The organism is Bartonella sp. SL317 (assembly GCF_059687655.1).
The window spans coordinates 869,682-882,588 of record NZ_CM185144.1 but is presented as its reverse complement, the minus strand read 5'-3'; the positions used below and the strand labels follow the sequence as shown (position 1 = coordinate 882,588).

Sequence of the window (12,907 nt, the reverse complement as noted above, 5' to 3'; positions counted from 1 at the left end):
TTTTTACCCATTTCATGGAAGTTCTAATGAATTTTAATTTTTTTCTTGAAAATGAAGAGGCAACAAAGATTTTTGCACAAAATTTAGCTTTTTCTTTAATGGTGGGAGATCTTGTGACGCTGCAAGGAGATCTTGGAACTGGAAAATCAACCATTGCACGGACAATCATCCAAACGCTTGCAAACGATAACACTATGGATGTTCCAAGCCCTACTTTTACCCTTGTGCAAAGCTATCAACTTCCACAGTGTGAAATTATTCATGCTGATCTTTATCGCCTTTCTATGGCAGAAGAAATTGATGAATTAGGGTTTTATGAAGCACGTGAAAAAAGCATTTTACTTGTTGAATGGCCAGAAAGAAGTGCAGATCTTTTGGAGCTTGCTACTTTTGCACTCACCTTAAAATATAAAGAACAGGGGCGTCATGTGATACTGAGATCAGCACCACATTCTATTGAACGTTTGCAACAATCTTTTGCAATTCGCACATAAAAAATATCGACATGATCATAGGCATCATCATTGTTTAGTTGGTAATGCCTTAACAGCCCTATGAAATTTGAAATGATGCATAATATAAAGAAGCCCATGGATGCACCAACCATAAAGATGAGACAAAACACTGACTCTTTTATAAAAATGGCACAACGTGCAAAAGAATTCCGTTAATTGGTAGGAATGAATACGTTTTTCTTAGAGAATGAGTTTTTCATATTTTTTGAAGATTTTGAAAAAACTCTTTTGATGTGAGAGAAACATAGAAAAGAATTTTAGATCAAAGTGTTAACCTTCTCAGAAGAGTATTGACACACCTATAATGTATTTCTTGCTTCTTTCGACTTAAAAATTGCAAATTTCAGAAAAGAAATTTTTAAAATCTTTGCTTAAAATCTTTTTCTATGCTTGCCAAGAACTCCTCAAAAGTCTCTTTATTTCTCGATTGATTTTTGTTTTTATGGGTTGGCTCCCTATCTTGATAGCTTTATCTAAGAATAAAAAATATCCATTTAGCTCATATTCTTAGTGTGCATATAAAAAAGAGACTGTCTACATTATTTATACAGGACAATTTTTTAATAAAAAATGATCCATTGAATATTGAATTATGCCTAACCGTAGGGATTCTTAAAAGCATTAAAATAAATGCTTTAACTTTTTGATTTAATTGAATTGCTATGACAATATACTGTAGAAAACAATACCTAGAGAGTCAAAAGGAGAGATAAAGTTACTCTCCTTTATTGTTCCCTATATATAGCATTAACTAAGCCCATCCTTTATCCACTCAGAAAGACGTCCTTTAGAGGTAGCACCAACCATATTTGATGAGATATTTCCATTTTTAAACATTAATAATGTAGGGATAGAACGCACACCATATTGGGTCGCCAGTTCCGGATTTTCATCAATATTTACTTTAGCAATTTTGACTTGATTTTGCATTTCCGTTGAAATTTCATCCAAAATTGGAGCAATCATTTTGCATGGACCACACCATTCTGCCCAAAAATCAACCACAACAGGCGTAGAAGAACTTAAAACTTCACTTTCGAAACTATCCTTATCAACTTTTATACACGTCATTAATTTATCCTTTATAGTCATTTTTTATAGATTGGTATGATAACAATTCATATCAAGTTATTGCAAAGATAAATTATTAAGGAGCTTTTTTACACCCAAAATTGTGGAGCGTGTTTATTTAAGCAGTTTTATGAAAATAAAAAAACGTAAAACTACTTTGACGAGAAGAAATAACTTATAAGGCAACTTCATCAAGAAATGCCTCGAGTTTTTCTGGAGGAAGTTTAAAAATTTTTGCTTCTTTACTATAGATAAGTAGCGCTTGGACATCTTTATTGGGATGAATAGCTTGCAACAATTTTCGATAAAGAGCCATTTGTAACCAATGATGAGGCGCAATAGCAGCTTCATTTTCTGGTGGGATTCCCGTTTTAAAATCAGCAAAGATAATGCTGTTTTGCGTGATGTAAAGACGGTCAATTTGACCAGAAATTGCTTGTTCTTTTCCACGAATTTTTACAGTACCCATTAAGGGAACCTCAGCACGTGAATGTTCAGAGAAAAGAGGCTTGAGATAAACATGATCTAATATTTTCCAAACATGACGAAGAGCATCTTCTCTTTGGCTCTCCTCCCAATGAGAGGCTTTGATATTAAGATAATTTTGAGCATAATCTTGACGCTTTTCTGGAGGGCAGTCGGGTAAATATTGTAATAATCGATGAATGAGATGACCATATTCAATGAAAAAAGCTCTGTTGGTGTTTATTTCCCCTAAAACAGGTGACGTAAAAAGCTGTTTTGGACTTGAGGAAAGTTCTGTATCAGCTTCAATGGAAAGGCTTGCAACGGAGGGTTTTAACGGTTTTGGGAGTGCTGGTTCTGCTGGTACTTTATGAGAGAAAAAAGCAGGCAAAGGGGGTAAAACTTGACTTTCAGTGCAGGAGACTTCTTGGTTTATAGAGACAGAAGAAGGAGGAGTAATGCAATAACGCCAAGCTGCAATATCTTCCGCAGGGCCTTTTATAGTAACCACATGGGGTTCAAGGACTTTCTTTATCAGTTGTAGCCATGTATTAGAGGGACTTTTCTGACTTTTATATCCACAAACAAATAAACGATCTTCAGCGCGTGTCATTCCTACATAAAGAAGGCGTCTATATTCTTCTTCTGCACGTTCTTTTAAATGTGAAATTGCTCGTTTAGAGAGTTTTGTATCAAACTTTTCATTGGGGCGCCAAATACAAGCTTGTTGTTCGTCCCCTTGTGCATTGTTTAAAGGAACTTTAAGCAAATGAGGCGCATGCTGAGAATGCCAAATCTCACTACCAGGATCAACCAGAAACACAATAGCAGCCTCTAGTCCTTTTGCAGCATGAACAGTCATAATGCGAATTTCTTCGTTGTTTTGTTCAAATTCACGTTTAATTTCTGGTTCGCTTGCACTTAATGTGTCTAAAAAAGCTTGTAATCCTGGTAAGCTTGTTTTTTGAATGTTGAGCGTATAATCCATAAAAGCATCGAGCACATCATTGGCTTCAGATCCTAAACGAGACAGAATTTTTTGTCTTCCCTTATCATTATTTAAAATATAGCTATAAAACTCAAAAACCGGTATTTGATCCACTAAAGCGCGATAATGGCTTAACTTTTCAAAAGCATCTTTAAAAGACGCTTTCGATGATGCGTGCATCCTTAAACTTTGCCAAAGAGAGCCGGTTCGGTGCGCGGAAAGCTGATAGAGTTCCTCTTCACTCAAAGCAAAAAGAGGGCTTTTTAATACACAAGCAAGAGAAAGATCATCTAGTGGCTGCAAAACAAAACGCGCAAGCGCCATTAAATCACGGATACTAATATGTTTGGTGAGTTGTAAACGATCAGCCCCTGCTACAGGAATATTACGGTGTTTAAGAGCACGGGAAAGAGCTGAGACAAATTTATCACGTTTACGGACCAAGATCATAATATCACTTGCCCGTATTAAGCGTCCCTTTGCTGGAAGCATTTCGCCTTTTTGTAGCCAATCAGCAATCGTTTCAGCAATTTTTTCTGCTAAACGGACTTCAGGGGTATCTAAATGATCAACGCTTAAATGCCAATCATGCGGAAACTCGCTCGTTTCTTTGGAAATAGCATCCCATATAACAACTTCGCCCGGACTATGCACACGAATAGCTTCATGCACCGTCTTTGTATTTTCTGCCGAAAGTCCTTTATAATTTTCTGGTGTTTCAAAAACCAAATCAACGCTTTTTAGAACATCTGCTGTAGAGCGAAAAGAGTAATGCAATTGTATTTTTTCAAATTGTTGATTTGTTTGTTTCACTTTTTTTTGAATAATTCGTCCATTTGCAGCAAAATTTTCTGGAGCAGCTCCTTGAAAAGAATAAATAGATTGCTTTTCATCTCCAACAGCAAAAAGAGTTCGTATATTTGTTCGTTGGCTATACCCTGAGAAAAATTCTTGTGCCAAAAGTTGGATAATTTGCCATTGCTCTGGGTTGGTATCTTGTGCTTCATCAAGGAGAATATGATCAAGACCCTGATCAAGTTTATAATGTACCCATTGGCTTGCACCTTTGCGCTGTAACAAATGAAGTGTACGCTCGATAATATCGTCAAAATCTAAGAAACCATTGGCCTTTTTTAGATTGGTATAAATTTCGAGATAAACGGCACATAGCTGAAAAGCAGCCATATTTAGGGTAGCAACTTTTGCGCATTGGTATTTTTCTAAAAGAACAGAAATTTTGCTTTGTTTATCTTCAAGCGTTTGTTGAATAAAAGGAAAAATTTCATCTGACTTTTTACGAAATAAATGTGGAAAATTACGTGGTTTACCCTCTGTGGTCAAATAAATATCAGAGACAATATTGAGAATATTGGTCTCATCACGCGCTTTTTCTAATTGAGGAAATTTTGCCATAATCTTTTTCAGACTTTGACTGCCATTGATTTCACAATGCTTAAGCGCATGAAGAGGAAGACGCGCAGTTTGTTGAATTTGTTCCAGCAAAAATTGGTTTGTTTCATCGGGCGCTAAGTTAAAAAGCGCGCGTAGTTTTTTTTCTCCATTTTCAGATACAATAGAAGAGAAAAAATCAGAGAGTTTATGTTGCTTTTCAACGGCTTCATAGAGCAGTTTGTTAAAAGTATGCTCGCTAATAACTTTAAGTAACTGTTGTAAAGCAGGCTGTATATCACGGCGTAATAAAAGTTGGCGACGGGATTCTTGTCGTAATTTTTTGCGACTGACATCATCGGGAATTTCAAAATGCCCTGCAATATTGGCTTCCAACATAAATTGATGCAAAAGAGATTCACAAAAAGCATGAATCGTTTGAATTTTTAAGCCACCAGGTGTTTCGAGAGCACGCGCGAAGAGTTGTCGTGCATACGTTAACTTTTGCGCATTAACGGGCTTATTCTCAAACCTTGTCAAGGTTTCTTGCAGCTGTGCATCATCCAGTTCATTCCAACTGGAAAGCGTGCAAAAAATTCGTGATTGCATAACAGCAGCAGCAGCTCTTGTATAAGTAAGGCATAAAATACGTGCTGGAGGCGTACCATTTAAAAGCAAACGAATAACACGTTCACTTAAAACGTGTGTTTTTCCAGATCCTGCATTTGCAGAAACCCACACGTTTTTTTGGGGATGTGTTGCCGTTGCTTGTGCATCAAGAGCGGCTTGAGGAATAGAAAAAAAAGTCATGATTATTCTTCTTTATGAAAACCGATTGACCATTCCCACAACCGTGCTAAATGGTCGTAGTCACCTTCATACCGTTTTTCCATGGGAACAGCATGTGAGAGATAGCCTTGTTGTGGATTTTGATAATAGGTTATCAGTGCAATAAGATTTTTCCAGGCAATTTCACCAAGATGAACGGCACTAAGATAAGTTTTTCCTTCTTTTTTCGTTAAAAGAATAGATTGGGATTTAATTTCACCTTTTCCGTTTAAAGGAATGTAAAATAAATTTGAAGGGACAAGATCTTGAAAATCTGGAAATGCCCCTTCCATCAGCAAAGCTGTTTCTAAAGCTAATTGCGGAAATAATAACTCACGAACCTGTTTTGATGAAGGAGGGGTTCCGGTTTTAAAATCTAGAATTTCAACCGTTTTGTCTGGCAACACATCAAGACGATCAGCCCGCCCTGAAAGGGTTACCCCTGTTGTACCTATAGGGATTTTTTGTGAAACCACTTCTGCATAGCGCTTTCGTGGTCCTAAACTTTGTTCCCATTGAATAAGAAATGGAGCAAGATTTTCAAAACTATTCCACCAAACTGTTTCAATATCGGGTGGAAAATTGAATTTATCAAATTCTTTACGTCCAATAGCAAGCAGGACATCTAATGCATTTTTAGCATTTGGATTTTCTATTTGTGTGCAAAAAGCAGCAAGAATAGCGTGATAAAGTATTCCACGCTCAGGTGTGCCAAGATCATGAATCAGTGCTTTAAGGGGTTTGAGCCGTAGAATTTTTTTCGCATAAATAGCATAAGGATCATACCGCAATGTTTCTATCTCAGTAACTGAAAAATGACGCGGTCGCATCTCAAGGGGGGGAATAGGGCAAGGACGTTCTACATTAGAAATCACGCTGGTATGATCAAGCATCTTAGCCCAGTGACGCAGTATTTCACCGCGTGCACGAATTTTTTTCCAAGCCTGTTTTCCTACAACGGTTTCTATGCGTTGTAGCCAGCGCGAAGGAATAGAAGGGGTATGATTAACACGCAATGCGCGAGTCATCACCACTTTATCCATTCCCATAGCCCATTGAAAATCATGCGCCGAAAGACCAATACGCTGCTCTGGTGGTTCCAGCGTTAACATCATTTTCATCGGTCGTGATAAAAAAGCATCATTTTTGGCTGATATCGGCCATGATCCTTCATTAAGACCACCAATAACCACTGTATCAACCGTTTGCAAACGTGATTCCAAAGTACCCCAGATGAATAAACGTGGATGTCCTCCAGGTGAAGGTGTAACGGAACGCGTTGCGATCAATGCAGAAAACATAGCAGGCCATTCGCTAAGGTGAAATGTTAATCCTGATTGATCACTGACCAATTCACGCAAAAAATTTGATAGGACTTGTCCTTCCTCATGTTGATAAAGATGAGCCAGAGAATTATCCTCATTGCGACCAAAATTTTCAAAAACCTCAACCGTTGCTATCGCAGCTTCGTTGATGGTGCATTCTTTCTCTTGTTTCAGAAGAGAAGCTAAAGGTTCAAAAGCTTTCTTTAAAAGCTGACAAAGGAGACGTGCTTCTTCACATTTCTGCTGATCAAGGGCATTGATTTCAGAACAATCATGGAAATATGTTTCAATCCATTTTTCAAGAAATTGATCACATTCGCAAAGATTGATACGTCCTGTATTCCCTCGAAGAACAAAAAGTTCAAAATTTTCTGCCATTTCGCGTAAGCGATGACGGTTTTGTTGGAGTGTTGTTAATGGATGTTTAAGAAGGGAAAGAAAAGCCGTGGGATCATCAGGTTGTAATACATTTTCTAAAATAAGCCGTAAGAGCATTACAGGCAATGTTTGTGCAAGAGGTATTCCCCCTGAATCATTTGCTTCAATACCAAATCTCTGTAATTCCGCAGCAACACGGCGTGCCAAATTACGGTCATTGGTAATAAGAGCTGCAGTTTTTTGAGGTTCTTCAATAGCTTTGCGTAAGACAACCGCGATAGCGAGAGCTTCTTCGCGTTCATTCATAACTTCAATAAACGACCAGTCTGCACAAATCTCCTCATAATCATCACGGACAATTTGTACCCATTTATCGGTAGTAGAAGCGGGGCGTAATGCTTCTGATAAAAGAGCCATTCGTCTTTTTTTTATTGTACTTTGTTGGCCAATTTCGCAAACACAGTCACGTTGACACTCCATGAGAGTGAGAAGTTTTTTTAAATGATATTGAGGATGGCTAAAAACATTTTCTGCATGATCAAAAAAATTACAAGCTGTTTTTTCTTTATTCATTGTGCTGAGTGCATTCCATTGTTCTTCATCCATATGAAGATCAAGACCAGGAAGAACAACGGCTCCTTTTGGTAGAGAGGCTATAACCTTCAAAAGACGAGAAACGGCGGGAATAGAACCCGATACACCAGCCGCAATAATCGGTTTATCAGATTGGGCGCGTTGTAATGTCTCTGCGTGCATGGTGAGTGCTTGATTACGCCACTCAGCAGGATTACTTCGTTGCCTTTCTGTTAAGATTTGTGGCCAATTTTGTGTAACGATCGTCAGAAAATCGAGCGTTATTTGCCACCATTCAGCAACCATATCAGGCGCAATATCTTTAAGTTTTGACCAGTCTGCTGCTTCTGTTTCAATTTCATCCATCAAATGTGCTAAATCCTGAGCAAGCCAAATGGCATCGGCACTATGCGCCGGAATAAGCACATCTTCTGTCCCAAACATGGCACGCAGATGCGCAGGCAATTTTTCACGCCATGGACGAATAAGGCGCGCTAAAAGCAGCAAGCGTTCACTTTCGCCAATAGGCGGATTGAGAGCGCTGGTACGATTTTCAACAAACAAGAAACTATCTTCATCAACATCTCCTAGAGCACGAATGGTTGGCAAAAAGGTTGACTGTGTATCGCTTCTTTCAACAAAAGCTAAACGCAAAGCACGAGCCGCACGACGTGTCGGAACATAAATAAGGCTATCAGCAAGAGCGGTTTGAATATCCCCATTGGGCGCAAAATTATCAATAAGAGTACCAGAGAGCAGCGCATCAACAAAGTGAGGCAAAAAAGCTGTTCCAGAAGAAATAGAAAAAATACGCGGTTTATTGGTCATATGAGCTCATATTTGAGATAAAAAATTTCATCTTATTGATTATTTGAATTATTTTGACTGTATATAATTTTCATTACAAGGAAAAACTGAACAGCTATCCTTATACAGGATATTTTCAGTTGAGATTTTAAAAAGATTGAAAGACATTTCATGTCTTAAGCCATCGTGAAAAAATATATCAAAATTTTCCTGATATTTTTCAACGAAGAATGAGTTATAGTTTAGCTAATATACTGATTTATAATGACAATATATCGATGTTCAACTTGAATTATAACCTTGAATACCCTAAGATTCTTTTATTTTAAATCTGTGTATGTTGAAACAATCAAAACCATCCCCTTGCACATTATCAAGTAAGATCAGTGTATGGAGTAAAACTGTACAAGAAAGTCGTAGCTTTTCATGAATCATTGAGAAGTGCAAAGTTTTTATCCGCAACATTTTAGAGCTGGTATAAGTGTATGATGGTGTGTGTTGGCTTGCTCTTTTATGACGTGTAAAGACGGAGATTCTTAATGGATTTATCGCTATACCCTTGGACACCATCGCAAAATGAACTTGAAGACATTGAGAAATGTTTCTTTTAAAAAGCCCGTGAATATACATCTGATGGTACTTTGCTCTATGTGAAAAGCGTAATCCCATTAAAGAACATGAGAAACAAAAACATGAGGCAATAAGCAAACTTCATTATTTAAATAGGTGTTCAAAACAACACATCATCCTGTTGCAAAGTTACGCGTTTTTTAAAAGAAGCATCTCTTACGCACGCAAGCCTACCGCATAAATGAATGCTACATCGTAAATAATATAATACATAGCATACCGTAAAATCTTTCATGTATGAGACAAAATTCATCGCACCCCACAAATTTTTACTTTAGAAAGCAGCAAACCGGCAACATTATTTTTCCTCTCATCCAATATTTGGACAGCTCTTGGGTATGGAGAAGGGGTATAAGAGGTATTTTATTTCTTTTTTCAAATTTTTTTACACACACCAATCCTATTCATCGGTATTGCCAGTAAATGGTTGTTATTGTTTTAATAGAGGCTTCCAAATGAAAGAACTTCACAATATTTAGATTCTTACATCCTTGGTAAAGGCGATAAATGATCATTATAAATCAAGTCGTTGTATAAAATTTTTTCTTTACGTTAAGTGCGTACTTGATAATCTTTAACAGCAGAAAATTTTATTTTAGGGGCTCTTTCTGCCTCATAATTCAATGAAAAATGGTTCTCCGCTAAAAAAACTGGATCACCTTCTAAATCATACGCAATAGCAGAACGGTGATTGCTGAGAAATTTTTGCAACTCATCTTTGCTCTGCGCTGAAATCCAGCGGCATAAATTAAAGCGCGCTGATTCAAAATTCACTGGTAAAGAATACTCTATTTTTAATCGTTCTTTTAAAACATCAATTTGCAAAGCACCAATAACCCCAATAAGAGAAGGAGATCCATCATCAGGAATAAATAATTGCACAACCCCTTCTTCAGCCATTTGTTGCAAAGCTTCTTTGAGTTTTTTTGCTTTCATTGGATCACCCAAACAAACACGACGCAAAATCTCTGGTGCAAAATTAGGTACACCCTTAAAAAGGACATCTTCTCCTTCTGTCAAAGTATCACCAATCCGTAATGTTCCATGATTAGGAATTCCCACGATATCACCCGCATAAGCTTGATCAGCAATTTGGCGTGAACGTGCAAAGAAAAATTGTGGGGCCGAAAGTGTTATTGGTTTTCCTGTTCGAACCAACTTTGTTTTCATACCACGTTCAAGTGTTCCCGAACATACCCGAAAAAATGCAATACGATCACGATGATTAGGATCCATATTCGCTTGAATTTTAAAAACAAATCCCGTCATTTTAGGTTCTATTGCTATGATATCGCGCTGATCTGCACTTTGATCACGAGGACTTTGACCAAAATCAATGAGTGCATTGATCAAATCACGAACACCAAAATTTCGTAAAGCCGAACCAAAATAAACTGGAGTCATATGACCTTCATGGAAAGCTTGAAGATCAAAGTTTTTGCAAGCACTTCGAGCGATTTCTACCCCTTCAATAAAAGTTGAACGTTGATACTCTGGAAGTAAATGGACAATTTCACTGGGGTCTGAAACGACCTGCTGTGTTATCTCATCGTCTTTTTGACGAAAGCGATTATGATGAAGATCATAAGTGCCAACAAAATCTTTACCCGTCCCAATGGGCCAAGTTATGGGTGCGGTATCAAGCGCTAACTTTTCTTCAATTTCGTCTAAAAGCTCTAGTGGATCACGTGCCTCACGATCCATTTTATTGATAAAAGTAACAATAGGAATATCCCGCATCCGACACACTTCAAATAATTTTAGTGTTCTAGGCTCAATCCCGCGGGCCCCATCCAACACCATGACAGCACTATCAACCGCAGTGAGTGTGCGATAGGTATCATCTGCAAAATCTTCGTGTCCTGGAGTATCTAGGAGATTAAAAATATGATTTTCATATTCAAACGTCATCACCGAGGTCACAACAGAAATACCACGATCACGTTCAATATTCATCCAATCAGAACGGGTTTGAATACGATCTTTTTTGGCTTTTACCTCTCCTGCAAGTTGAATAGCGCCACCAAACAATAACAGCTTTTCTGTCAATGTTGTTTTTCCAGCATCTGGGTGAGCAATAATTGCAAATGTACGGCGTCGCTTTACTTCTTGCACTCTTCGTTCCATTATTCCTCCATATGCCGCCGTGCAAGCGCTTCAGCAATCAATGCACGCATTTCATCAATTCCATAAAGCGCTATAAATGATCCCCATCGAGGACCTCGCTCTTGTCCTAAAAGAACTTCATACAACATTTGGAAAAAGACATTGGAAACACCAGGTCCCCCTTCAGGACTTTTCTTACTATGATCTTGATAGCGTTCCGTTAACCGTGCAACATCAAGAAGTGTATTTTGCAATATGTTGCCATCAAAAGTTTCCGGCAAATTGGCTAACTTTTCATCAATTTGTGCTAATGTTGCACGTTCGCTGTCATCTGGTAGACGAAATTTCTTGTTGGGTTTAACAAAGACATCAAAATATTTAATGGCAAATTGCACCAATTGATCCAGTTCTGGATAAGTTTGTTGATTGGCTCCTTGAGCATAACGAGAAATAAAACCCCATAGAACCTCTGCATTCTCTGCATTTGAAGCACTGACCAAATTTAAAAGCATGGCAAAAGATACCGGCAAATCAACCTTTGGTGGAGAACCATTATGAATATGCCATACAGGATTATTAAGCCGCTCTTGCCAACTTTGACGACCATAGGCGGAAAGATGTGCATAATATTCATCCACGGTTTTGGGAATAACATCAAAATAAAGCCGTTTGGCTGTTTTAGGCTTTGAAAACATATAAAGCCCTAAACTCTCTGTCGGGGCATAGTTAAGCCATTCATCAATGGTTAAACCATTTCCCTTGGATTTGGAAATTTTCTGACCTTTTTCATCTAAAAAGAGTTCATAGTTAAATCCTTCTGGAGGCTTTCCACCCAATACTTTACAAATTTTAGAAGACAGATTTGTAGAATCGATAAGGTCTTTTCCTGCCATTTCATAATCAATGCCAAGCGCTGTCCAACGCATAGCCCAATCGACCTTCCACTGGCACTTGACCTTGCCTCCTGTAACCTCTGTCTCTATGGTTTCGCCTGTCTCAGGTTCAATATACGTAACCGTTCCTTTTTCAACATTCCGCGCAATCATCGGCACCTGTAATACTTTTCCAGAAAAAGGAGAAATCGGTAAAAAAAGTGAATAGGTTTCTTGTCGTTCTTCACCCAATGTTGGTAAAACAATCGCCATCACCTTGTCATAACAGGCAAGGATTTTTAAAAGTGTTTCATCAAAACGACCGGAACTGTAATAATCCGTAGCACTTGCAAATTCATAATCAAAACCAAAACGATCAAGAAAAGTCCGTAAACGTGCATTATTCGCCGCCCCAAAAGAAGGATAATCATCTCCAAAAGGATCTGGTACACGGCTTAACGGTTGACCAAGATAACGCTCCATCTTGTCACGATCAGGCACATTCTCAGGAACTTTGCGCAAACCATCCATATCGTCAGAAAAACAAAGCAATTTTGTTTTTACTTTATTTTCTGTGAGAACATGAAAGGCATGACGCACCATGGTTGTACGTGCAACCTCCCCAAAAGTCCCAATATGCGGTAAACCAGAAGGTCCATAACCCGTTTCAAATATTACACTTTCTGGATAACCCACCTTTTCATACCGTTTGATAATCTTACGCGCTTCTTCAAATGGCCAAGCTCTCGATTGAGCAGCCGCATCTTTTAATTCAGGCGTAAGGTTAAGGGCATCAAACGGATCACGCATTATTATTTATCCTAAAAATTATACTCTTTAAAAATAGGGTGTATGGTTCTTGAATTTATTCGTCAATAATAGCAAGCAAAAAGATGAAAATTTCTTTATATTCTTAAGTAACAATACAAAAACTCCCCTTGCTGTAAACATATTTCGTTC

The 12,907-nt window shown here is 38.0% G+C and carries 6 protein-coding genes; 1 reads left to right on the top strand and 5 read right to left on the bottom strand.

Going from position 1 to position 12,907, the window contains the following annotated elements:
- The first annotated feature begins 26 nt into the window (after positions 1-26).
- The gene (tsaE, locus tag AC6ER9_RS04150) at positions 27-494 is read left to right on the top strand and encodes a tRNA (adenosine(37)-N6)-threonylcarbamoyltransferase complex ATPase subunit type 1 TsaE (RefSeq protein ID WP_497075115.1); all 468 of its coding nucleotides are present in this window, start codon (positions 27-29) and stop codon (positions 492-494) included.
- A gap of 768 nt (positions 495-1,262) precedes the next feature.
- Here the strand turns inward: tsaE and trxA are convergent.
- From trxA to AC6ER9_RS04125, 5 genes are all read right to left on the bottom strand, one after another.
- Positions 1,263-1,586, bottom strand: a complete 324-nt coding sequence (gene trxA / locus AC6ER9_RS04145) for a thioredoxin (protein ID WP_497075114.1) — start codon at positions 1,584-1,586, stop codon at positions 1,263-1,265.
- A gap of 175 nt (positions 1,587-1,761) precedes the next feature.
- Positions 1,762-5,238, bottom strand: coding sequence for a double-strand break repair helicase AddA (gene addA, locus AC6ER9_RS04140; protein WP_497075113.1), 3,477 nt, complete (start codon positions 5,236-5,238; stop codon positions 1,762-1,764).
- 2 nt (positions 5,239-5,240) lie between these two features.
- Positions 5,241-8,360: a double-strand break repair protein AddB gene (gene addB, locus AC6ER9_RS04135; RefSeq protein ID WP_497075112.1), complete on the bottom strand. Its 3,120-nt coding sequence runs from the start codon at positions 8,358-8,360 to the stop codon at positions 5,241-5,243.
- 1,161 nt (positions 8,361-9,521) lie between these two features.
- Positions 9,522-11,096: a peptide chain release factor 3 gene (locus tag AC6ER9_RS04130; RefSeq protein WP_497075111.1), complete on the bottom strand. Its 1,575-nt coding sequence runs from the start codon at positions 11,094-11,096 to the stop codon at positions 9,522-9,524.
- Positions 11,096-12,760 (bottom strand): lysine--tRNA ligase, encoded by a 1,665-nt coding sequence (locus AC6ER9_RS04125; protein ID WP_497075271.1) that lies wholly within the window; start codon positions 12,758-12,760, stop codon positions 11,096-11,098. Before AC6ER9_RS04125 ends, AC6ER9_RS04130 begins: the two co-directional genes overlap by 1 nt.
- Positions 12,761-12,907: the final 147 nt, after the last annotated feature.

What these genes read in the sequence shown, in the direction of transcription:
- AC6ER9_RS04130 (WP_497075111.1), bottom strand. Translation starts at nt 11,096, where the DNA reads ATGGAACGAAGAGTGCAAGAAGTAAAGCGACGCCGTACATTTGCAATT.
- addB (WP_497075112.1), bottom strand. Translation starts at nt 8,360, where the DNA reads ATGACCAATAAACCGCGTATTTTTTCTATTTCTTCTGGAACAGCTTTT.
- addA (WP_497075113.1), bottom strand. Translation starts at nt 5,238, where the DNA reads ATGACTTTTTTTTCTATTCCTCAAGCCGCTCTTGATGCACAAGCAACG.
- trxA (WP_497075114.1), bottom strand. Translation starts at nt 1,586, where the DNA reads ATGACGTGTATAAAAGTTGATAAGGATAGTTTCGAAAGTGAAGTTTTA.
- tsaE (WP_497075115.1), top strand. Translation starts at nt 27, where the DNA reads ATGAATTTTAATTTTTTTCTTGAAAATGAAGAGGCAACAAAGATTTTT.